Below are 24,724 nucleotides of genomic sequence, written 5' to 3' on the forward strand. Positions count from 1 at the left end.
ACTTTTTATCAATACTTGTGAAATGCCTAATCGTATTCTATTTGCCTAGTTTATTGTAAGAAAACGACAGATCGTTTATACATCATGATGTATAAACGCTATATTTTACTGATAATAAGGCATTAATTTTGTTTTTTATGTCTATTTATTACAATCATTTATTAGATTAATGTAAATAACACCAGCATTGATGACATCTTAATAATACTGCCTATAAGACTCAATGCTATAAAAAAACTAAGATATATCAAATATTAGAATTTTGGAATTTCTTTGATAATTATAAAGTTGTTTCTTTTTAATGGGCAAATCATCTACTTCTGCTGGATTAAAGCCTTTTTCTCTAAACCAGTGAATGCTACGTGTTGTTAAAACAAATATTTTTTCAAGCCCTAACTGGATTGCTTTCTCCGTTAACTTTTCGATAAGAACGTTTCCTCGAGATGAGTTGCGATATTGCGGATGAATAGCCACACAGGCCATTTCACCCATTTTTTCTTCAGGATAAGGGTAAAGCGCAGCACAACCAATTGCCATGTTATCTCGTTCAATAATGGTGAATTTATCAATTTCCATTTCTAATTGTTCACGTGAACGTTTGACCAAAATACCTTGCTCCTCAAGTGGACGAATGAGATCTAAAATTCCACCGATATCGTTAATCGTTGCCGAACGAACCTGTTCAGAATGTTCCATTGAAACTTGTGTTCCAATGCCATCGCGCGAAAATAATTCTTGTAAAATCGAACCATCAATCAAATAACTTACTAAATGGCTTCGCCTGACGCCACTACGGCACGCTTTTGATGCTGCGCGTAAAAAGCGTGCTTCACTGGATAAATGTTTTCCTTGCTGTTCTTTTTGATTAACATAATTATCTGCATCAACAGGATAAAGATCAGTAATGACATGAGCATGTTCATCTAAAACCCCTTGCTCTGCACAAAAACTAATTAATTTATCAGCTTTTAAGCGAATAGCCACTTCAGCTGCAACATCTTCAGACGCTAAATTAAAACTTTCACCTGTCACTGAAACACCCACTGGACCCAACAATACAATAGAACCTCGCTCCAACTGCTGTTCAATGGCCTCTTTATTAATACGACGGATTTTGCCTGTATGGCAATAATCAACACCATCATCTACACCCAAAGGTTGCGCAATGACAAAATTACCACTGACAACACTAATATGTGCGCCTTGTAATGGTGTATTGTTTAAGCTCATTGATAAACTTGCTGTAATATTGAGCTGTAAAAGTCCAGTGACTTGTTTAACAATATCGAGCGTGTGAGCATCGGTAATTCGAGTATTTTTGTAATATTTAGGTTGGATGTTATGATTTTTAAGCGATTCATCAATTTGATTACGCGCACCGTTAACAATAACAAGTTTAATACCAAGACTATAAAGTAAGCCGATATCATTGATAATATTTGAATAATGATTACTTTTTAATACAGCACCCGTCAATAAAATAACAAATGTCTTTCCGTGATGTGCATTGATATAAGGTGCAGAATGTCTTAATCCTTCAACTAACTCTGTTGTACGCTCTTTCATTTGACATTATCCTTTTAAGTGAATATTTATTCATATTTTGTGTATTTTTATTTATTTTGGGGTTAATCGCAAGGTGTTTTGGTAAAAATTTTTAAGATAAAATTTTCTAAATAACGAATAGTTAATAAAAATATTTAAGATGGATTTCTAAGTCTGTCTGCTTTATAATCGCTGAACTTTTAATAATCAGAAATAAAGGAAATGAAAATGAAAATGAAAAAGACATTAATCGCGTTAACAACTTTTGCGTGTTTCTCAAGTTTTGCTTACGCTGAAACGAATGGATTTTATCTAGGTGGTCAATTAGGTGCTTCTGTGCAAAAAGTAAGCGACATTAAAGACACTTTACATTATAATTTTGGTCGTGTCGTGGATGATAATCTCTTTGACTCTATGCATAAAACTAAATTAGCAGGCGCTTTAAATTTAGGTTACAACTTCTCTTCTCATTATGATATTCCTGTACGTGCGGAATTATCTTTCACATTACGTGGTAATGCAGATAAAAAAGAAAATAAATACAATGCTTATGAGGAATATCGTCTTCGTACGACTCAAAAAGTCAAAGCGCGTATGAATACACTCATGTTAAATGGTTATTATGATATTGATATTGACGCGCCCGTTACCCCTTTTGTTGGTGCTGGATTAGGCGTTGCATTTACTAAATTAGAAAACAGCCATAAAGAAAAATATAATGTTTCTGTTGATGGTTCTGATTATGAACGTTCATTATCAAAAACAAAAACTAAATTTGCATGGAATGTTGCAGCTGGCGTAGCTTATAAATTGAATAATAACATGGATATTGACTTCACTGCTCGTTATGTAGATGCAGGTAAAGTAACCATTAAAGAACATAATGAATACTACCGAACGAATGCGAGTGGTAAGTTAAGTTCAGTTGATTTATTAGCAGGTGTTCGTTACAGCTTCTAATCAATAAATCAAACTAAAAAGGGCTATAGCCCTTTTTAGTTACCAATCAATATTATCACGACATTTTTTATTATTATTTAAATCTACTATAATTTATCAATCAGTCTATTTACATTTTTAATTCAGAGAGATTTCTATTAGCATTTGTACTTGTTTTAGTCTTCCAACACTTTATCTTTTATGTAATTTTGCCCATCTTTTAATATTACTGACTGGTAATTGGAAATGCCAATTTGTTAATTTATACTCATCAGCACTATTGACATAATGAGTCATTATTTTTATTGTAAATTCGGCTAAATATTTTGTTATTATCATTGATTTCCCAATAATTAGATTTAAAGGAGCCAGCTTGAAAGAGATGTTCAAAAACTGACTTGAGCTAAATTAGCTGAGCATAGAATCTTTTTAATCCTGCTATACTAAAAAATAGAAATCAACATATAGGAATCTGATTTTAATGAAATAATCAATAAATCCTCCAATAAGATCAATGCCCTGCCTGAACGTTTTTTATGAAAAAACATGCTAATTTTTCACAACATTGGAATGTTGCTATTTATTGCTTTTGAATGTGCTTATAACAAAAATGAAACTAAAAAGTAGTCAATGCGGCAAAATAAAATTACAACATACTGGGTATGTGGTTTTCATTTTGCATCTTTACCTATTTGTCGGTATAGTGGCAACCATTATTATTGCTTGGTTACAAATTATAAATACAACGCCATGTCTATTTGTCAAAAAATTGTTGTTATTGTTCTTATTGGATTAATGAAGATTAATTTTTTATATGCTGATGATAATCAGCAGCTTCAATCTTTACGTCATGCAATTGAAGAACAAGAAAAGCGTTTAGCACAGCAAAAAAAAGAACGTAACCAGCTCGTTAATAACCTTAAAGAACAAGAAACCAAAATTGCTAAACTTTTAACATCAATTGAAAGAAATGATTTATCACTCAGAAAGCTCGATCAAGAAATCAATAATTTGATTGAACAAATCGATGTATTAACGATAAAACAAAAACAGCAACGAACGATATTATCAAAACAGTTAGAAAGCGCATTTAAACTAGGCAATACAACAGGAGTGGGGTTGATTTTTTCGGGCGAGAAAAGTGAACGTAATGACCGTATAATCACTTATTACGGTTACATTAACCAAGCACGTCAACAACAAATTCACGATCTTCAAGATACACAAACTCAATTAAAAGAAAAAAGCGTTGAGTTACAAAAAAAGCAAGCTTTGCATAAAACATTACAAAGCAAACAGAAAGAACAACAAGCAGGGCTTGAAAAAAACCGTCAAAATCGGCAAAACACGATAACTTCTCTTGAATCATCCATGCAAGTAAATCAACAAAAATTAATTGATTTACGTTACAACGAAGTTAAATTACAAGCGAAAATTGCTCAAGCGGAAAAAGAAAATCGGCGCATAGCAGAAGAAGAAACAAAACAAGCAAAAAATATTGAAGAAAAGCAAAAGAATACGCGTTATACTCCGAACTCTGATGAGCGGTCATTAATGGCCCGTGTAAGTGGTATTGGTAAACCTCAACACCAGTTTAGTTGGCCTGTGAATGGTCGTGTTGTACATCGGTTTGGGGAGTCACTTCAAGGTGAATTACGCTGGAAAGGAATGGTGATTAATGCTAAAGATGGCACGCAAGTTAAAGCCATTGCTGATGGTCGAGTTATATTGGCAAGTTGGTTGCAAGGCTATGGCTTTGTTGTTGCGCTTGAGCATGGTAAAGGTGATATGAGTTTATATGGCTATAATCAACGCATGTTGGTTACGGTAGGGGACAAGATTCAAAGTGGGCAACCTATTGCATTAGTTGGTTCAAGTGGTGGGCAAAATACGCCTGCTTTATATTTTGAGATCCGTCGTGATGGTAAGGCGCTTGACCCGAGTGGGTGGTTAAAGTAGTGCGTTATTTTATTACTATTTTTATTATAAGCCTATTGGCGTTAAATACTCACAGTGTTTGGGCTGCAAAACTTGTTATCGTCATTGATGATTTTGGGTATCGCCAACATAATGAAGAGCAAGTAATTTCATTGTCGCCTAATATTAATGTTGCCGTTTTACCCAACTCGCCCCATGCTAGGCGTATTGCAAATAGGGCTCATGATCATGGTAATGATGTGATAATTCACTTACCTATGGCACCACTAGGTAAACAGCCGCTAGAGAAAGACACGCTATTTCCCTCTATGAGCGAAGCTGAAGTAAATCGAATTGTAACCAATGCGATTGAGCAGGTGCCGCATGCGATTGGTGTGAATAATCATATGGGCAGTTTGATGACATCAAATCTTACAGGTATGGCACATGTTATGAAAGCATTGAGCCATTATTCAATATTTTTCTTAGATAGCAAAACAATCGGTAAAACTCAAATAAAAAAAGCTGCCAGCTATTATAATATCCTAGTGTTAACGCGTGATGTATTTTTAGATGATGAGCAAAAAGAAAGTGCTATTAGCCAGCAATTTGATTTGGCCGTTAAACTGGCACGAAAAAATGGTGTAGCCATTGCTATTGGGCACCCTCATCCGCAAACGATTAATGTATTAAGGACAAAGCTTGCTAATTTACCTGAGGATATTGAACTGACCAAACTTAGTCATTTGATTACGACAATACCAGCGCCAGCGAGGCATAAAACTACGCTGAAAGACATTTTTGAAAAATGTAAAAAACAAATTGAAGAATTATCAAATTATAAAACTTTGGACGAATAATGATTACCTTTTTTCTAAAGTTCGATGCCGAATTTGCACTTGCTTGTTTTGTGCTTTAAAAAATGCGGCTAATTGTTCCACAATAAAGACAGAACGATGTTGACCTCCAGTGCAGCCAATTGCAATGGTCAAGTAACTGCGGTTATTCTTTTCTAACAAAGGTAACCATTGATTTAAGTAATTGGCAGTTTGATAGATAAAATTAGATACTTCGTCGTGTTTTAATAAATATTCTTTTACAGGCTCATCTAATCCTGTTAGTGGCCGCAAGCTGACATCCCAATGCGGGTTGGGTAAAAACCTAACATCAAACACAAAATCGGCATCAACCGGTAAGCCATGTTTAAACCCAAATGATTCAAAAATGATGGTTAATTCGCGTTCTTTTTTACCCAAAATACGTGATCTTAATATGTCGGATAATTCATGAACTGAAAGATTATCGGTGTTTATAACTAGGCTTGCGTGCGATTTTAAAGGTTCTAGATATTTTTCTTCAAGATCAATTGCTTCTTCAAGAGAATATTGTTGATTGGTTAATGGGTGAGTTCGCCTTGTTTCACTATAGCGCCGAATTAATGTATTGCGGCTACAATCAAAGAAAATAATTTCGGGTGTGACAGTTTGAGGTAAGCGTTGAAAAATATCGCTATTAAAATCAAAATTCTCAGGTAAATTTCGAATATCAATACTAATAGCAACAGGGGTATTATTGTCTTTTAAAGAGTTGGCTAATTGCGGTAATAAAACAACGGGGATATTATCAACACAATAAAATCCCATATCTTCTAGCGCACGCAGGGCGATTGATTTGCCAGAACCAGAGCGACCACTTACTATCAATAGAATCACAATATTAACTCCAATATCATTGATGGTTTAATTATATACTGTTTATTTCTTGATATACAATTTCGAATATAAATAATAGTGTTAACAATTAATGTTTAGTTTTAATGTTGGTGATCAATTGTTTAAGTGCTTGACCTCGATGTGATATTTGGCTTTTCTGTTCTTTCGTTAGCTGCGCTGCGCTGCAGCCTAATTCTGGCACATAAAAAAGAGGGTCATAACCAAAACCTCCTTCGCCTTGCTCTTCATTTAAGATGAAACCATGCCATTTGCCTAAACAGATGATAGGAGTTGGGTCGTTTTCGTGTCGCATAAAAACCAGCGCACAATAAAAGTAAGCGGTGCGTTTTTCTTTTGGCGTGTTTTGTAATGCCTTAAGTAATTTTTTATTGTTGCTTTTATCATCACTATTTTCACCCGCATAACGAGCAGAATAGATGCCAGGTTGTCCACCTAGCGCATCGACCGCTAAGCCAGAGTCATCAGCAATGGTAGGAAGTCCTGTCAATTTGGCGGTATGTCTTGCTTTTAAAATCGCATTTTCAATAAAGGTTAAACCAGTTTCCTCGACATCGGGCACATTAAATTGGCTTTGTGCAATAATATCAAAACCTGCATCGGCGAGTAATTTTTGCAATTCATTGACTTTGCCTTGATTATTTGTTGCTAAAACAATTTTTTGCATTTTCATTTCCTTTATATCAATTTTTTATAAGTTATCAGCATGAGCAGATTTTATCTAATTGGCGCTAATGTTATATCCCGACCTTAAAAATCTGGTTCACAGCTAAACGTCATACTTTCGCCTGTTTTGGGATGATTAATCGTGAGTAATTGCGCATGTAATAGCAGTCTTTTAGACATGGCAAATGCTTCGGGATGTGCATAAAATTTATCACCTAAAATCGGGTGGCCAATGGCTTGCATATGAACACGTAATTGATGTGATCGCCCTGTAAAAGGCAATAATTTTACTCGTGTTGTATTATCTGGATTGCGTGAAATCACCTGATATTCAGTTAGCGCATGTTTGCCATTTTCTAAATCGACCATTTGCCTTGGGCGATTGGGCCAATCACAAATTAAAGGTAATTCGACACAACCAGTGTCATTTTGAATATGCCCATGTACAACAGCAATATAGATTTTTTTAGGGATCCTTTCTCGAAACTGTTTTTTTATTTCTCGATCAGCCAGTTTAGACAGTGCGGCAACCATAATGCCACTGGTTGCCATATCTAACCGATGAACGGATTCGACGTAGCTATATTTTTGCTGTAATCGATGAATAATACTATCAATAAATTGGGGTTTATTGCCTGAAACTGACAAAATACCAGGTTGTTTATTTACAACCACAATATGGTCGTCTTGATATAAAATAGATAGCCAAGGTTCAATAGGTGGGTGATATTCCAAAAGCATTTATGTGTGACAATTTGTAAAATAAAATTGCCACACATTCTAACAAACTCAACAAAAAGTGCCAGTGTTATAAATAACGTTACTTATTACTCCAGATTGAACCTTTGGGCGATGGGACGATCTGTGAGATTAACACGCCTAAACCAACAATAAGATAGCAGGCAAAAATAATAATCATCCATTGTGACATTTCGATGGTTAAAAATGACCAAATTTTATCGGCACAAGAACCATAAGCTTTAAACATGCTAGGAAACCAAGAGTCTAAGGGCAACCAAACGGGGAATTGCGCATTAATTGTGCAAGTATCGCTTAAGTTAGGTTCGAACTGCAAATGGGCATGGAATGCTGCTAAAGAAAAGCCTTGATAGGCACTAAAAAGCCAAATTAAAAGTCCCATTAATCGAACCACAACATTAGAAGGTGCAATAAATCCAATAATACTCGCTAGCATGATGCCTAAAATAGCACAACGTTGATAAATACAAAGAGTACAAGGAGCAAGCCCTAAACTATGTTGAAAATAAAGTGCAGTTATTTCAAAAGTAAGAGTAGAAAAGAACAATAAGAACCAAGCAAATCGACCTTTTGAGTATTGATTAAGCAACGATAACATACTATTTTATTCTCCCATATTCCGTTATAATCTTTTCTTTAATTATATCGAATATAATCTATCTTATTTTTTAATTACGATAGTGTAGTTTATTTTTGAATAATGTAAATGACTTTATCTATAGATGGCGGGTTAATCATTTCTTATGGACTCAACTGTTCCACAACCAAAATTACAAGTCTCATTTGTTACTATTTCAGAGGAAAATGCGACGCAGCGAATTGATAACTTTTTAATCACCTATTTAAAAGGTGTGCCAAAAAGTATGATTTATCGCATTTTAAGAAAAGGCGAAGTGCGTGTTAACAAAAAACGGATCAAACCTGAATATAAATTGAATATTGGTGATGAAGTCCGTATTCCTCCTGTTCGTATGACTGAAAAATCTATGCCCGAAATTTCGACCAAGCTTAATAAAGTTGCTGACTTAGAAAAAGCAATTATCTATGAAGATGATGTTATATTGGCGATCAATAAACCATCAGGTATTGCCGTTCATGGTGGTAGTGGTTTAAGTTTTGGTGTGATCGAAGCTTTACGCGCCTTAAGACCAGAAGCGAAGTTTTTGGAGTTGGTACATCGCATCGACCGCGAAACATCGGGCGTACTGTTGATTGCTAAAAAGCGCTCTGCATTAAAAGCATTACACGAACAATTACGACTTAAACAAATGCAGAAAAATTATTTGGCACTTGTTAAGGGTAATTGGTCTTCTGACTGTAAAGTGATACAAGCACCACTGCTTAAAAATGTGTTAAAAAGTGGTGAGCGAGTAGTGAAAGTTGATAAAGAAGGTAAACCATCCGAAACGCGTTTTAAAGTTGAAGAACGATTTGATTTTGCAACCTTGATTAAAGCAAGCCCTGTTACTGGGCGTACCCATCAAATCCGCATACATACGCAATATGCTAATCATCCAATTGCTTTTGATGATCGCTATGGTGATAGGCAATTTGATGCATTATTGGCTGATACAAAGCTTAATCGATTATTTTTACATGCCGCCAGTGTTAAATTTATTCATCCTAAAAGTTTACAAGAGATGCAATTACATGCGCCAATGGATGCTACTTTACAGGCTTGTTTAACCTATCTTAGAAAAGATAAATATCAGCAAAAAGAATTTTAAAATAAAAAAGGTAGTGAGTACGAATGAAAGATATTAATTTATATTTAATTAGACATGGTCAAACGCAGTGGAATATTAAAGATCAGATGCAAGGGTCACAAAATTCACCGTTAACCGAACAAGGTATTTTAGGTGCTAAAGTCACGGGGCAACATTTAAAAAATGTTCCTTTTATGCAAGCATACTCAAGTACCCAACAACGCGCAATGGAAACCCGCGATTATATTGTTAACGAAAATAATCTTGCTATTCCTACTTATGAGCTTGCTCATCTACGTGAGATGGATTTTGGCATTTGGGAAGGTAAACATGTACCGACTTTAAAACAAGAAGTGCCCGAATTTAACATTTATTTAACTGATCCCGCTAATTTTGATGCCGCTGTCAATCAAGGTGAAAATTACCTTGATATACTCGCGCGTATGAAGCAGGGGCTAAACACTATTGTACAAAACGCATCCCAAGATACCGGTAATATTTTGGTTGTGTCGCACGGTACAGTATTACGCATATTACTTTGTGTTTTAAATGGTGGCGATTGGCGTTTACATCGTGATGAGGCTTATTTTCCACGGATGTTAAATACCAGCATTAGTGTGGTTAACTATAAGCAAAGTAATGATCAGGATGAAGGCATATTTACTGTGAAATTTTACAATAATGTGGATCATTTAGTTGAAAAATAAAGGCGTTATCTTCTCGACTAGTGGTTATTTCAATGATTAGTCGAGAAGTTATCGTTAAAGTCAATTATCGCTTATAAGCCGCATAACGTTTTTGTAACTGCTTTAATTGATTGATTCTGGCCTCAATTTTGGAAATCATTGTTTGATTACCTTTGGTTTGATTTTTAGCATTTTGTAGTAATTGAATGGCTTGCTGAAATTGACCTTCTAATGCAATTGCTTCGGCTTGCGCACTCATTTCTTGAGCCCTTGAATGTAACCCGCCATAAGCTTTAATGAGTAACTCCCAGCCATTGGTATCATCATTGTGATCAAACGTATAGCGGTGCAACAAGCTTACGGCTTGTTGATAGTTTCCATTTTTTATATATACATTAGCTAAATTCAACTGCAATGCAGAGCTATCCGGTGCTTTTTTTAACGCCGCTTGTAGGCGCGTGATTGCGGTACTACTATTGTTGAGCGCCAAATCAATATCAGTCATTAAATCAATATACCAAATATTATTCGGGTCACTGTCTAATAATGGTTGCAGTTGTTGTTTTGCTTTTTGATTATTACCACTTAGGTTGTCAGTTAAAGCATTAGCATAAATAATGGCTATTTTACTTTGTTCATTATTTAGTTTTTTGTAATCTTCAATTAATCGTTTTGCGGTATTTTTATTTTTAGCCATCAATATTGCTAACCGAGCTTTTGCTAAATAATAGCTTAACGATGGCGATACGTTCTTTTTACTATATTGCATTGAACGATTGCGGATATCGGTTAATCGGCTATTAGGTAATGGGTGAGTAAGTAGTATTTCAGGCGCTTTACTACTAAAACGGCTTTGATCGGCAAGTTTTTGTAAAAATTCAGATGAAGCATAAGGATCAAATCCAGCTTTAGCAAGCGTTCTTAAACCAACACGATCGGCTTCTTGTTCATTACTTTGCGTAAAACTAATCATACTTTGAGCCGAGCCTGCCATGGTGCTGGTCATTGCCGCCATACCAGCTTCGGGATTGGCCAATGTGAGTAATAAGGATCCTAATGTTGCCCCCCAAACATAAGGACTATTACGGTTTTGGTTTTCCATTGCTCTGGCCAAATGACGTTGGGTAACATGCCCAATTTCGTGAGCCATAACAGAGGCCAATTGGCTTTCGTTATCGGTATCTAATATGAGTCTTGAATGAATAACAACATTTCCACCAAAAAAAGCGAATGCATTAAGTACATCACTTTTCATAATATAGAAATGAAAAGGGGTTTTTACTGATTCTGATTTAGCAACTAATTTATTACCTAAGTCATTGATATATTGGTTTAAAACTGGGTCGTTTATGATAGGAGCGCCCGCGCGTAACATTCGCATATAATAATCGCCCATTTCCATTTCTTGACCGATACTTAATGTTGTAGCTGCTGCGGTACCAATATCTGGCAGATTGATATTATCCGCATATACGATAGATGTGTTTTGTAATAACAACGAGGTAGAGAGTGCAAATGCAATGGCTTTTTTTAACATTCTTTCAACCAATTGAGATAAGATTTTGTTGATCTATTTTAGCCGAAAAAAAGAACTATATCACTTTGAATTTATCATTAGGATGCTTAGTTTGTTTGAGGTGATAAGCATAGAAAGTCACTATTGTTATGATTGAAATGATAAAAGCTCAACAGCCATATCAGTACGGCCGTTGAGCTTTGATGTTAATAATCGCATTTTATTATGCTTTATGGCGGCGATTTTTGATAAATTCAATAATATTATCAACGTTTACCATTTCTTTATCACCACCAGCACGATGTTTGTATTCAACTTCGCCATTTTCAAGATTGCGCTCACCAATGACAATCGTATGAGGAATACCAATAAGTTCAGCATCAGCAAACATCACACCTGGTCGCTCTTTACGGTCGTCAAAGAGTACCTCAATGCCAGCAGCTTGTAGATCAGCGTAAAGTTTTTCAGCTGTTGCTTGGACTTTTTCTGATTTGTGCATATTCATTGGAATAATCACGACACTAAACGGCGCAATGGCTTCTGGCCAAACAATACCACGTTCATCATGGCATTGTTCAATAGCCGCTGCTACAATTCGACTAACACCAATTCCATAACACCCCATGATCATGACATGATTTTGCCCATCTTCACCTTGCACTGTGGCTTTCATCGCTTGTGAGTATTTTGTACCAAGTTGGAAGATATGCCCAACTTCAATCCCTCGTTTGATTTGTAATGTCCCTTTGCCATCAGGGCTAATATCACCCTCAACCACATTGCGAATATCTTCAATGCGAGGTAAAGCAGTGTCACGTTCCCAATTAATATTAAAATAGTGTTTATGATCGATATTGGCACCAGCACTAAAATCGCTCATCACGGCCACGTCACGGTCAATAATAATTGGCATATTTAAGTTAATTGGACCTAATGAGCCTGGCCCTGCATTAACTAACGCGCGAATTTCTTCTTCGGTTGCAAATTCTAACGGTGAGGCAACGATATCAATTTTTTCGGCTTTTATTTCATTTAAAGTATGATCGCCTCGAACTAATAAAGCGACTAATTGGTGACCGCTTTCTTTGGTTGCTTTAACCATCAAGGTTTTTACGGTTTTTTCGATCGGCAAACTGAACTGTTCGATTAATTCGTCAATAGTTTTGGCATTTGGGGTATCAACTAGTTCCATGGTTTTAGTTGGCTCTGCACGTTTTTGCATTGGTGCTTGTGCTTGTGCCATTTCGATATTAGCTGCATAGTCCGATTCCGTTGAAAACACGATGTCGTCTTCACCACTGTCAGCTAATACTTGGAACTCATGTGACCAGTTACCACCAATCGATCCTGTGTCAGCGCGCACTGCTCTAAAGTTTAAACCTGCACGCGTAAACACAGCGCTATAGGCTTTATACATATCATCATAAGTTTCTTGCAATGATTCTTGTGTGGTATGGAAAGAATAGGCATCTTTCATAATAAATTCACGCGAACGCATTACACCAAAGCGAGGGCGCACTTCATCACGAAATTTAGTTTGAATTTGATAAACATTAAGAGGTAATTGTTTGTACGAACTTACTTCATTACGGAGTAAGTCAGTAATCACTTCTTCATGGGTTGGGCCCAACACAAAATCACGATCACCACGGTCTTTAATCCGTAATAGCTCTGGGCCATATTGTTCCCAACGCCCACTTTCTTGCCAAATATCAGCAGGTTGTACAACAGGCATTAATACTTCTATTGCTCCTGCTTTGTTCATCTCTTCACGAACAATATTTTCTACTTTTTTAAGGACTCGGTAACCAGTGGGAAGCCAAGTATATAAACCCGCAGCCACTTTACGGATCATGCCGGCACGTAACATTAATTGATGGCTAATGACTTCTGCATCAGCGGGGGTTTCTTTTAACGTTGAAAGAAGATATTTACTGGTTCGCATAAATTTATCCCGAAAATAATTTATTTATAAATATAATAAAAATGTGAGCTAGTTTAGCAGTACCAAACACAACACTAAAGTAATTTTATCGCTATTTTAAATATAAAACTAATGGTAAGGGCTTAAGACAACATTAAGTAAACGTTTTTTAGGTTATTGGTCAACCGTAAATTATTTTGCGATAAAACGGTAGGTTATTTTATTTATTATAGATCAAAATTGATACTTTATTGGTTTTTAATTTATTTAGTATCAAATTGAATATTATTTATAATATTGATTATATTTGATTTTTAATTGATAGTGTGATTGGGATCACTTTGTAATAGTCGTTAATTTGATATTATATCTACAGCATATTTGATTAAGGAGTAGTATAAAATGAGTAAGTTAATGACTAATAAAGTTGCCATAGATTCAAAAAATGGATCAGTATTACCCAAATGGCAAAAAAGTGATACATTATGGATGCTTAGCCTTTATGGTACCGCGATTGGCGCTGGAGTGCTTTTTCTACCAATTAATGCGGGGGTAGGCGGATTAATTCCATTATTGGTTATGCTGATTCTTGCTTTTCCAATGACATTTTTTGCTCACCAAGCTTTGTGTCGATTTGTATTATCAGGCAAAAGTCGTGAAGGTGATATCACCGTTGTAGTTGAAGAGGCTTTTGGGCGCACAGCAGGAAACTGGATAACAGTGCTTTATTTTTTTGCAATTTACCCAATATTATTAGTCTATAGTGTTGGCATTACCAACACGGTAGATAGCTTTATGGTTCATCAACTGGGAATGGAATCACTACCACGAGCTTTACTTTCATTTGTTTTAGTTGCATTTTTAATGTCAATTGTTCATTTTGGTGAAGAACTTATTGTTAAAGTTATGTCAGTATTAGTTTTTCCATTTATTGCTGTTTTAATGATTTTAGCTTTATTTTTAATTCCTGAATGGAATGGTGAAATTTTTGCTAATTTATCTCTTGGCAGTAATGGCAGTGAGGGTGAACAAAGTATTTTAATGACACTTTGGCTAGTGATTCCTGTTATGGTTTTTGCCTTTAATCACTCGCCTATTATTTCATCTTTAGCAGTAGCTAAACGTAAAGAATATGGTGAAACTTATGCTGCTCCAAAATGTACTAACATTATTGCAGCAAGTAATATAATGATGGTTGTAACGGTTATGTTTTTTGTTTTTAGCTGTGCATTTTGTTTAACGCCAGCAGAGCTTTTAGATGCAAAAGCGCAGAATATTTCAACGTTATCATATTTGGCTAATCGATTTAACTCACCTGTTATTGAATATATTGGTCCGCCAATTGCATTTATTGCAATGGCTAAATCGTTTTTAGGCCACTATCTAGGTGGTAAAGAAGGGTTTAATGGTATTGTTAATAAATTTTTGCGTAGTCGCAATAAAACCATTTCAGAAAAGAAACTTGATAAGCTTGCTATTGTATTTATGTTTGTAACAGCATGGGGTGTTGCTACATTGAATCCCAGTATTTTAGGTCTTATTGAATCACTTGGTGGTCCAATTTTAGCGGTATTATTGTTCTTAATGCCGATGTATGCAATTCATAAATTACCCGTATTAGCAAAATATCGAGGAAAACCAAGTAATGTGTTTATTGTTGTTATGGGGCTAGTTGCGATTTCAGCTGCTATCTATAATTTATTATAAAATTGATTAAATAGGTAATAACCAGCTATTTTTTTATGCAATACATAAAATCCGTCGATATTCATTGATGGGTAAAAAGCCTATTGGTAAACCAGACTAACTGTAAAATAAACATTAATTACTAATGAATATTAAAAACTTATTTTCATAATCTTTAAAAGTGATGTTTAGCTATCTCTATGACAATGAATACGATGTGTTGATAAGATTATTTTTATTTAACTAGTAAAAATAATTTATAAAGTTATAACTAGGCCAGCAGTATTAATTTATTTTTGGCATCAAAAAGGAAAAAATATGAGTTCAGTATTTGAAATATTTAAAATTGGTATTGGTCCTTCAAGTTCACATACAGTGGGGCCAATGAGAGCAGGGAAGGCATTTGTTGATCAACTAATCGATAATGATATGATGTCATCAGTAACCAAAATTGTCGCTGATGTTTATGGTTCTTTGTCATTAACAGGTAAAGGCCATCAAACAGATATTGCTATTATCATGGGGTTAGCGGGTGAAAAACCTGATACTGTTAATATTGATAATATTCCTATTTTTATCGAAAAATTAAGCCAAACTCACCGTTTACCGATTTATCATAATCGTTACGAAATCGACTTTCCTTTGGATAGTTGTATGGTGTTTCATTCCAAATTTTTGCCATTACATGAAAACGGCATGACATTGACTGCCTATAGAGGCGATACATTACTCTTTCAAAAAACGTATTATTCCGTGGGTGGTGGTCAAATTGTTGAAGAGGAGCAATTTGGTTTGCCAAAACAAGATCCCACAAAATTGCCTTATCCATTTTCTTCCGCTGCACAGCTATTACAACATTGTGAAGATAATTCATTGTCAATTTCTAGTATTATGATGAAAAATGAGTTGCAATTACATACCTATGAAGAAATTGAAGATTATTTTTCTCGCGTTGGGCAAACTATTTTAGAATGTATCAAACGTGGAATGAATACTGAAGGGTTATTACCGGGACCGCTCAAAGTTCCTCGTCGTGCGTTTTCGTTATATCGTCAATTATCTACCACCAAAGATAAAATGATTAGTGATCCCATGGTGATTATTGATTGGGTAAATATGTTTGCGCTTGCCGTTAGTGAAGAAAATGCAGCAGGTGGGAGAGTGGTTACTGCGCCAACCAATGGGGCATGTGGAATTATACCTGCTGTGCTGGCTTATTATGATAAATTTATTAATCCAGTTACGCCTGATATTTATATTCGATTTTTTCTAACTTGCGGTGCAATAGGGCAACTTTATCAAATCAATGCGTCTATTTCTGGTGCAGAGGTTGGGTGTCAAGGCGAAGTTGGCGTTGCGTGCTCAATGGCTGCTGCTGGACTTGCTGAGCTTTTAGGTGGTAATCCTGAGCAAGTTTGCATGGCAGCTGAAATTGCAATGGAACATAACTTAGGATTAACCTGCGATCCAGTTGCTGGTCAAGTGCAGGTGCCTTGTATTGAGCGTAATGCCATTGCTGCTGTAAAATCAATCAATGCAACGAGAATGGCTTTAAGACGAATTACTGCGGCAAAAGTATCTTTGGATAAAGTGATTAAAACCATGTATGAAACAGGAAAAGATATGAATGCAAAATATCGAGAAACATCACGTGGTGGGCTTGCAATTACGGTTCATTGTAATTAGTAGCGTGAAAATTGTATTGAATTCGCCGGTTTTATAATCGGCGAAAGCTTAAATTATATTTAGTGCTTCCAGCACATAGTATTAACCTTAGAACGCAAGAAATCATTCTCTGTTAGCATATCTATTTGCTTTACTTTTACTGTGCGTTGTTTTCTTTTTCGTTTGGGCTGCTCTGCTGAGGTAATATGGATAACTTCGTTGTAAGCTAGTAAATTATTAAGCTGATCAAGTTCATCTAATCCACGAAGAACAGAAATCAAAGTTTGTAATGTAATCGATTCACCTTGTTCAATACGTTTTATTGTTGCAATACCAATTTCGGATTTTTGAGCCAATTCTTGCTGAGATAAGTTTTTTTCAATTCTTGCCATTTTTATTCTGCGGCATATCATAGCAATCATATCAGTCGTTTCATTCATGAAATATCCTTTTTTATGATATGCCACGTAATGTGGCATATCATATATTGCTATCAAATCGTTATTTGATTAATGGTAATTTTTCTTGATTTTTGATGTGTTGCTTTTCTAGTTTCTCTAAAATCTTTTTATGAATACCACTAAAACCACCATTACTCATAATTAAAATTGCATCTGTTGGTTTAGCTGATTTTGTGATCATTTCAACCAACAAATCGATATCACCACTCCAGTAAGCGGGTTGAATACAAGCATCAACCACATCAGCAACTAACCAAGGAAGATGCTCAGGTTGGAAGATGAAAATTTCGTCAGCACGTCCAAGTGATGGAGCTAGCTCATCTTTAGACACGCCTAATTTCATTGTGTTTGAGCGAGGCTCAAGCACGGCTAAAATACGGCGATTAGCACCGATTTTACTGCGTAATGCTTCTAATGTTGCTAAGATTGCCGTTGGGTGATGGGCAAAATCATCATAGATTTCGATATTATTCATTTCACCGTAGAGTTCTAAACGCCTTTTTGCATTTACGAACGTACCTAATGCCAAACAAGCATCAGCAGGCTCAATGCCTACATTATGTGCTGCTGCAATTGCCATTAGTGCATTATGCATATTATGTTCGCCGACTAATGAATATTTTACTTCGCCCACTTTTTTATTGTTATAAAAAACAGCAAAATGGCTTGCGTCGTTATTGATGCGTTGTGCTAACCAGCCTGTTTCTGATTCAGTAAATACTTGTTCGCTCCAGCAGCCTTTAGCCAATACTTGTTTTAAATTCACATCTTCTTGAGGTGCAATAATCAGCCCTTTGCTGGGTACTAAACGAACTAGATGGTGAAATTGTTTTTGAATTGAGCTTAGATCATCAAAAATATCTGCATGATCAAATTCTAAATTGTTCATGATAAGTGTTTTAGGACAGTAATGCATAAATTTTGAACGTTTATCAAAGAAAGAACAATCATACTCATCAGCCTCAATAACAAAATAGTTACCTTCACCTAACCTTGCTGATACATCAAAATTACCAGGTACACCACCAATAACAAAACCTTGTTTATAATTTTGTTTTTCTAAAATCCAATTGACCATACCCGCTGTTGTGGTTTTGCCATGAGTTCCCGCAACCGCAATGACCCAGCGATCGCGCAACACATTATCATGTAGCCATTGCGGCGCTGAAATATAAGGAATATTGTTATCCAAAATATATTCAACGCAAGGGTTGCCTCGCGATAGGGCATTGCCTATGATGACTAAATCAGGTGGAGATGATAATTGTGATGGATCATATCCTTCAATGATATCAATGTGTTCTTTTTGTAAAAGTGTACTCATCGGTGGGTAAACATTTTTATCTGAACCTGTTACTTGATGACCTTGAGAACGCGCTATTAATGCAATCCCTGCCATAAATGTGCCACAAATTCCAAGAATATGAATATGCATTTTGAATCCTTAACGTTGTATAAATTTTATCTCAATGATGTTGCGTAACCATTGTCTATTCGACCAGTAATCAGATGTAAATTTAGTGCAATTTTGTCATTATAATCGATTCTACTTGCTTATGCGATAGGCCACAGATGTTTAATCATTAGTTGCGGAGCTTGGTTGCCACGAAACTCATCTACATCCAAATGATAAACGACTTGTACATTTTTTATTGATTGATCAGGCCATTGCTGGCGATTTACATTAAAAAATATTCCTTCAATAAGTGGACCACCATTTTTGGGTTCTAAGACTAATTTAAGGTGTTTATCTGCAAATAAGAGTTGTTGATGAATAATAAATTCACCATCAAAAATGGGGGGATAAAACCCTTCGCCCCATGGACCTGATTCTTTTAACTGTTTGGCGATTGCATAAGTAAAATCTTGCTTATCTATTTCACCATCAGTTTCGATGATTTGTTCTAGCACATCGGGGTGTAATCGAGTGTTTACAAGTGCTTCAAAACAGTTTCTAAAACGTTCTAAATCTTCTTCGCGAATGGTTAATCCAACGGCCATCGCGTGGCCACCAAAGCTCACTATTAAATCAGGATGTTGCTGATTTAATTCATCAATAAAATCACGCAAATGAATGCCCGGAATTGAGCGTCCAGAACCTTTTAAAAAACCATCTTGAGTTGAGGCGAACGATATAACAGGGCGATAATATTTATCTTTTAAACGTGCAGATAATATCCCAATAATGCCTTGATGCCACTCAGGATGATAAAACACGAGCAAGCTAGGTATAGAGGCGTTTTGTTTTTCAATTTCTTGAATAAATGACAAAGCTTCTTTATGCATTGTTTGTTCAATGAGCTTTCGATCGTTATTGAGATTATTAAGATCTGTTGCTTTGCTAATGGCAGATTCATAATCATCACAAAGTAATAATTGAACACCTAATGTCATATTGTCCATTCTACCGGCTGCGTTTAACCTTGGGGCAATATAAAATGCTAAATCGGTTGAAGTTATCGAAGTAGGCTCTTTTTTGGATATCTGTAATAAGGCCTTGATTCCTTCACTACAATAACCAGATCGAATCCTGTTTACACCTTGGTGAACCAAAATGCGATTATTATGGTCAAGTTTAACGACATCAGCAATAGTACCTAAAGCAACTAAATCTAATAAATTTGCCAGATTATATTCAGTCAAATTATTATCAGCGAACCAATTCTCTTGTCGTAATTTTGCGCGTAAAGCCAGCATAAAGTAAAAGGCGACACCAACTCCAGCTAAATGCTTAGAGGGAAAAATACAATCAGGTAAATTAGGATTGATTATAGCATCGGCATTCGGTAATTGCGCTGGGCATAAATGGTGATCGGTAATAATAACAGACAAGCCTGATTGTTTTGCAAAGTCAACGCCTTCATTGGCAGAAATGCCGTTGTCAACAGTAATAATAAGCTGCGCACGTTGTAAAATAGCTTTTTTAACAACCGAAACGCTTAACCCATATCCATCATCAAAACGATCAGGAATAATATAATCAACAAAAAGACAACCCATATTTTTAAGTGCCTTGACGGTTAAGGCCGTGCTTGTCGCACCATCAGTATCAAAATCGCCAACAACCATAATGCGCTCATTATTTTTCATGGCTAAAAAAAGTATTTCAACTGCTTTTTTAATCCCCTCTAATTTATCGTAATTACATAGATTGCGTGTGGTATAGTCGAGCTCATGCATGCTAGTAACGCCACGCAAGGCATAAATTCGCTGTAGCAATAACGGGATATCATGAGTAAATTCTGGATAGACTTCAGGTAATTTTCGATGTCTTAATTTATTTTTTTTCATATTTAATATGCTAGCGCATTCGCGCTAACATGTATTTTCATCTTATATTTAAATTTCAACAGTAATCACTGACCAATTGTTATTTAGTTGCTTTTTTATCTAAAATTTCAATTAATTTATCTGCTGGCACATAACCTGAAACAAGTTGCCCATCAGATAATACAATTGCCGGTGTACCGCTAATACCTAACTTTTTACCAACGTTAAATTGTTGTGTTACATAAGGTATCATACTACTAGCTGGTGAAATAGGCTTATCTTTGTATGCATTGTCAAATGCTGCTTTACGGTCAGTTACGCTCCAAATAGATTGCATGTTTTTACCCACATCACTGTCAGCACCCGCACGAGGGAACGCAAAATAGTGCACAGAAATACCTGCATCTAAATATTTATCGATATTTTCGTGGAGTAGTTTACAGTAGTGGCAAGTATAATCAGTAAAGACTGAAATGATGTATTTTTCATTTTTTGCCTTATACACAATGGCATCTTTTTCAATTGGTTTTATTAGCTGAAGATTGCTGCTATTAGCTATATTTTCAGGTTCATCACCTTGAATATCATAAATAGGGCCTTTAGTTAAATATTTGCCATCTTGTGTAACATAATAAATACCATCTGGGGTACTAACGTTTTTAAATCCTTGAACTGGGCTATCAGTAATTTTTAACTCTTTTTTTTCGTAACCCAATTTATTTAAAGATTTTATAATATCAGTATTACTTGCTAATACCGAAGTTGAAATTAAAGTTAAACCTAAACATAAAACTAATTTTTTCATTCAATTATCCTTATCTTTTCGAACACTATGCTCGAGGATGATGTTTACTGTGTAACTGTTTTAACCTTTCTGTTGCCACATGTGTATAAATTTGGGTAGTTGATAAACTACTGTGTCCAAGTAACATTTGTACAACACGCAAATCGGCACCATGATTAAGCAGGTGCGTAGCAAAAGCATGTCGCAATACATGGGGTGAAAGTGCTTCAATATTAATACCAGTTAGTATGGCATAATATTTGATTCGATGCCAGAATGTCTGTCGAGTCATTTTTTTACCTAATCGGCTTGGAAAAAGAACATCAACAGGTCCTGTTTTTAGAAGATCATTTCTAGCATATTTAAAATAATATTCAAGCCAGTAAATCGCTTCTTCTCCAAGTGGCACTAAACGTTCTTTATTACCTTTACCAATTACTCTTACCACCCCTTGGCGTAAGCTAACATCACTAATTTCTAAATTCACTAACTCAGAGACGCGCAAGCCAGTGGCATAAAGCACTTCTAACATGGCTTTATCCCGAAGTTCAATAGGATCTTCTATATTTGGCGATTCAAGCAGTGCATCGACTTGTGATTCGGTTAAATCTTTAGGCAATTTTTTTGAAAGCTTGGGCGATGATAACACCGCAGAAGGATCATCAGTGCGATAATTTTCTTGATATAAATACTGAAAAAAACGTTTAGTTGCGCTAAGCAAACGCGCTGAACTACTTGCTTTATACCCGTCTTTGACTCGCTGCATTAAAAAGTCTTGTAAGTTAAGCGTTTGGGCAGTCAGGAAAGAGACATTTTGTTGTTGTAAAGATTGACTTAATGCCAACAAATCAAGTTTATAAGAAGCAATGGTATTTTCAGCTAAGTTCCTTTCTAGCCATAATGAATCTAAAAACCGTTCTATTAACATTTTATTTTGGGCGGGTGTGTCTTGACTAGACATCAATAATTATCTCTACATCACAGTTATTTCTTACATTCATTATATACTAACTGTCAATAAGTTGTAGTTTAAGCTAAATTGCTATTTTTAGTATCATTGTTACCATTAAACATAATTGTGTATCAACTCACCACTTATTGTCCCAGTTTCAATAAGCTTTTCAACAGTCATTGCATACCTGTTTAACTAACAGATCTAATTCATATGAAACAATATTTATTTAACCATTTTTTAAAAAAAGTTAAATTTCCCACTAAAATAACGTATAGCTTTTTAGCTAAACTGTTTGTTATTTGTATTCAGTGATAAAAGAATAAGATTAAATAATATATAGGAAAACATTGAGTTATTTACATTTCATGATTATCGCGTTTTCTTTATTCTACCAATTAATCTTTAAATTTCTTACAGTTATAACATAGTTAGCAATAAATCAGGGTATTTCTTTATTAAAAGGCGCAATTCTTGTAAAAAATATTCAGGATTCTATACCGTTTCAGATTGAAATTATTTTAAATTTAATAAGTTAAAAATTTCCCTCGATAAAGCATAACGTTGCTTAAATCCCTTATTCAACAAAGACGCTAAGTCGCTATCACTTACTGGTTTAACTAACTGAAATTATTCATATTAAACAATATTTATTTAACAAATTTTTAACAAAAGGTTAAATTTAACACTAAAACAATGTATACTTTTTAGTTAAACTTAATGATGAAAATATCAGTGTTAAATAAAAAAATAACTAAAAATAACACAGATTGATTTTTATAAAATGGATATAAGGAGGAAAACATGTCAAACGAACTTAATCGTCTTCTGAGCCAGCTCGGTGACGGGTTTAGCGATTTAATGGCGGGCTTAGGGGGCGTTAGCCATAATCGCTATACCTTAACGGTTGACGGGCTGGGCGCGCCGATTTCGGTTTTACATGTTGAGGGTAATGAGTCGTTAAACCAGCCTTGGCGTTATGTAATCTCCTTTACCAGTACTGACAAAACCTTATCGCCTGATTCCTTTCTTAATCAAAAATCGACCTTCTCCTTTAATCCCGTTATCAATAAACCATTAACTTCCGCTATCCGCTCATTAAGTGATTTGCCCACGTTGACGAATAAACGCACCTTGCATGGGGTGATTACTGAGTTTAGTCAGTTATCGGTCAATAAAGAGGAAGCCCATTATCAGGTGGTGTTATCCTCGTGCTTAGCACGGCTCGCAGTGGGGCAACATAGTGCCATATTTCAACAGCAAAGTGTGGTGAGTGTAGTTGAAGAAGTGCTACGCAGTCATGGTTTGACGGGCATTGATTACCGTTTAGAGTTAAAAGACAGCTATCCTGAGCGGGAGTTTATCACGCAGTGGCAAGAAAGTGACCTTGAATTTATTCAACGCTTATTGGCCGATGTCGGTATCTGGTTTCGCTTTGAAACGCACGCCGAGCACCACTGTGATGTAATGGTGTTAAGTGATTATGAACAAGGTTATGCGCAGGTGGCTAATATTGACTATAAACCGCCCAGTGGCATGGCAGATACGGGCGTTGAAAGTGTGTGGGATATCAGCCTGCATAGCGAAGTAGTGGTCTCCTCAGTCAAGGTACAAGACGATAACTACCGTGATGCCTTGGCACATTTACAAGGGGAAGTTAACACCCAACCTAAAGACCTTACCACCTATGGCAGCGACTATCGCTATGCTGAGCACTATAAAGGCTTAGAGAGTAACGGCCAAGAAAACCCGCAAGATAGTGGCGATAATAACGATGATGATAACCATGTTAATCCTGATAACGGCAATAATCCTAATGAGAATAACAGGCATGACGATAATCAGATTGAAAGCGGTCAGTGGTATGCCCGTATTCGCCATGAACAGGCTATTAGCCAGCAAATTATCCTCAAAGGCAAGAGTAATCACTATAACCTTGCTCCCGGTCAATGGATTAACCTCAACGGCAGCCCGCTGGCAGATATCAATGACGGTATCATCATTTTAACGGTACAAGGGCAGGGTAACCGCACTGATGCTTATGAACTCACCTTTACCGCTATTCCCTATCAAGCCTTAAAACCCTATCGCCCTGCGCCTATACGCTGGCCACAAGTTAGTGGCACATTACCTGCCCGTGTCACCAGTCCCAATCATGACACCTATGGCTATATCGACCCGCAAGGGCGCTATCGGGTTAAATTTAACTTTGATTTAAAAGAGTGGAAAAATGGCACGGAAAGCTTATGGGTACGCTTAGCCAAACCGTATGCAGGCAACACCTATGGCTTTCACTTCCCATTAATTGATGGCACTGAAGTAGCGATTGCCTTTATGCAGGGCAATCCTGACCGGCCGTATATCGCCCATGCGATGCATGATAGTGCTCACCCCGACCTTGTTACCACCATTAACAAACACCGCAATGTGATTCGCACGCCGGCTAATAACAAACTGCGCATGGATGACAAACGTGGGCAAGAGCATATCAAACTGGCCACCGAATACGGCAAAACTC

The 24,724-nt window shown here is 36.0% G+C and carries 20 protein-coding genes; 8 read left to right on the plus strand and 12 right to left on the minus strand.

Going from position 1 to position 24,724, the window contains the following annotated elements:
- Positions 1-237: 237 nt before the first annotated feature.
- Positions 238-1,566: an amino-acid N-acetyltransferase gene (argA, locus tag A9G24_RS08070; protein ID WP_065638544.1), complete on the minus strand. Its 1,329-nt coding sequence runs from the start codon at positions 1,564-1,566 to the stop codon at positions 238-240.
- 207 nt (positions 1,567-1,773) lie between these two features.
- On the opposite strand from argA, the gene A9G24_RS08075 reads away from it, so the two are divergent.
- The 3 genes from A9G24_RS08075 (at position 1,774) to A9G24_RS08085 (ending at position 5,261) form a co-directional block, all read left to right on the plus strand.
- Positions 1,774-2,505: an outer membrane protein gene (locus tag A9G24_RS08075; RefSeq protein ID WP_065638545.1), complete on the plus strand. Its 732-nt coding sequence runs from the start codon at positions 1,774-1,776 to the stop codon at positions 2,503-2,505.
- A 609-nt stretch (positions 2,506-3,114) separates the two neighbouring features.
- The gene (gene envC, locus A9G24_RS08080) at positions 3,115-4,443 is read left to right on the plus strand and encodes a murein hydrolase activator EnvC (protein ID WP_141673120.1); all 1,329 of its coding nucleotides are present in this window, start codon (positions 3,115-3,117) and stop codon (positions 4,441-4,443) included.
- Positions 4,431-5,261, plus strand: a complete 831-nt coding sequence (locus tag A9G24_RS08085; protein WP_081303136.1) for a divergent polysaccharide deacetylase family protein — start codon at positions 4,431-4,433, stop codon at positions 5,259-5,261. Before envC ends, A9G24_RS08085 begins: the two co-directional genes overlap by 13 nt.
- A gap of 3 nt (positions 5,262-5,264) precedes the next feature.
- Here A9G24_RS08085 and rapZ read toward each other — a convergent pair whose 3' ends face one another.
- The 4 genes from rapZ to dsbB form a co-directional block, all read right to left on the minus strand.
- Positions 5,265-6,113 carry an RNase adapter RapZ gene (rapZ, locus tag A9G24_RS08090; RefSeq protein ID WP_065638547.1) on the minus strand — a complete coding sequence of 283 codons (849 nt, stop codon included), beginning with the start codon at positions 6,111-6,113 and terminating at the stop codon, positions 5,265-5,267.
- An 88-nt stretch (positions 6,114-6,201) separates the two neighbouring features.
- Positions 6,202-6,798: an XTP/dITP diphosphatase gene (locus tag A9G24_RS08095; protein ID WP_065638548.1), complete on the minus strand. Its 597-nt coding sequence runs from the start codon at positions 6,796-6,798 to the stop codon at positions 6,202-6,204.
- Positions 6,799-6,881: 83 nt separating this feature from the next.
- Positions 6,882-7,538: a bifunctional tRNA pseudouridine(32) synthase/23S rRNA pseudouridine(746) synthase RluA gene (gene rluA, locus A9G24_RS08100; protein ID WP_065638549.1), complete on the minus strand. Its 657-nt coding sequence runs from the start codon at positions 7,536-7,538 to the stop codon at positions 6,882-6,884.
- 79 nt (positions 7,539-7,617) lie between these two features.
- Positions 7,618-8,154, minus strand: a complete 537-nt coding sequence (gene dsbB, locus A9G24_RS08105; protein WP_065638550.1) for a disulfide bond formation protein DsbB — start codon at positions 8,152-8,154, stop codon at positions 7,618-7,620.
- Between the two features lie 145 nt (positions 8,155-8,299).
- Between dsbB and rluC the strand changes: the two genes are divergently transcribed.
- Positions 8,300-9,283, plus strand: coding sequence for a 23S rRNA pseudouridine(955/2504/2580) synthase RluC (rluC, locus tag A9G24_RS08110; protein ID WP_065638551.1), 984 nt, complete (start codon positions 8,300-8,302; stop codon positions 9,281-9,283).
- A 23-nt stretch (positions 9,284-9,306) separates the two neighbouring features.
- The gene (locus tag A9G24_RS08115; protein ID WP_065638552.1) at positions 9,307-9,969 is read left to right on the plus strand and encodes a histidine phosphatase family protein; all 663 of its coding nucleotides are present in this window, start codon (positions 9,307-9,309) and stop codon (positions 9,967-9,969) included.
- Between the two features lie 64 nt (positions 9,970-10,033).
- Here A9G24_RS08115 and A9G24_RS08120 read toward each other — a convergent pair whose 3' ends face one another.
- Together A9G24_RS08120 and proS are read right to left on the minus strand one after the other, a co-directional pair.
- Positions 10,034-11,485, minus strand: coding sequence for a beta-barrel assembly-enhancing protease (locus tag A9G24_RS08120; RefSeq protein ID WP_065638553.1), 1,452 nt, complete (start codon positions 11,483-11,485; stop codon positions 10,034-10,036).
- Positions 11,486-11,687: 202 nt separating this feature from the next.
- A complete protein-coding gene (proS, locus tag A9G24_RS08125; RefSeq protein ID WP_065638554.1) occupies positions 11,688-13,409 on the minus strand; it encodes a proline--tRNA ligase in 1,722 nt (573 codons plus the stop codon).
- A gap of 393 nt (positions 13,410-13,802) precedes the next feature.
- Between proS and A9G24_RS08130 the strand changes: the two genes are divergently transcribed.
- Positions 13,803-15,095, plus strand: coding sequence for a serine/threonine transporter (locus A9G24_RS08130; protein ID WP_141673122.1), 1,293 nt, complete (start codon positions 13,803-13,805; stop codon positions 15,093-15,095).
- A 297-nt stretch (positions 15,096-15,392) separates the two neighbouring features.
- Entirely contained in the window at positions 15,393-16,760 is a 1,368-nt protein-coding gene (locus tag A9G24_RS08135) for an L-serine ammonia-lyase (protein WP_065638556.1), read from the plus strand.
- A 59-nt stretch (positions 16,761-16,819) separates the two neighbouring features.
- On the opposite strand, the gene A9G24_RS08140 is transcribed toward A9G24_RS08135, so the two are convergent.
- The 5 genes from A9G24_RS08140 to xerD all read right to left on the minus strand — a co-directional run bounded on the left by A9G24_RS08140 (position 16,820) and on the right by xerD (position 22,215).
- Complete coding sequence (locus A9G24_RS08140; protein WP_065638557.1) at positions 16,820-17,179, minus strand: helix-turn-helix domain-containing protein; 360 nt, start codon at positions 17,177-17,179, stop codon at positions 16,820-16,822.
- A 61-nt stretch (positions 17,180-17,240) separates the two neighbouring features.
- A complete protein-coding gene (mpl, locus tag A9G24_RS08145) occupies positions 17,241-18,635 on the minus strand; it encodes a UDP-N-acetylmuramate:L-alanyl-gamma-D-glutamyl-meso-diaminopimelate ligase (RefSeq protein WP_065638558.1) in 1,395 nt (464 codons plus the stop codon).
- 119 nt (positions 18,636-18,754) lie between these two features.
- Positions 18,755-20,491 carry a single-stranded-DNA-specific exonuclease RecJ gene (gene recJ / locus A9G24_RS08150; RefSeq protein WP_065638559.1) on the minus strand — a complete coding sequence of 579 codons (1,737 nt, stop codon included), beginning with the start codon at positions 20,489-20,491 and terminating at the stop codon, positions 18,755-18,757.
- Positions 20,492-20,570: 79 nt separating this feature from the next.
- A complete protein-coding gene (dsbC, locus tag A9G24_RS08155) occupies positions 20,571-21,275 on the minus strand; it encodes a bifunctional protein-disulfide isomerase/oxidoreductase DsbC (protein WP_065638560.1) in 705 nt (234 codons plus the stop codon).
- Positions 21,276-21,300: 25 nt separating this feature from the next.
- Positions 21,301-22,215, minus strand: coding sequence for a site-specific tyrosine recombinase XerD (gene xerD, locus A9G24_RS08160; protein ID WP_065638561.1), 915 nt, complete (start codon positions 22,213-22,215; stop codon positions 21,301-21,303).
- Between the two features lie 795 nt (positions 22,216-23,010).
- Between xerD and A9G24_RS08165 the strand changes: the two genes are divergently transcribed.
- On the plus strand, positions 23,011-24,724 hold a 1,714-nt coding region (locus A9G24_RS08165), incomplete at its 3' end, for a type VI secretion system Vgr family protein (protein ID WP_141673121.1).

The organism is Gilliamella sp. App6-5 (assembly GCF_001690525.1).
In the GTDB taxonomy this organism is placed as follows: Bacteria; Pseudomonadota; Gammaproteobacteria; order Enterobacterales; family Orbaceae; genus Gilliamella; species Gilliamella apicola_H.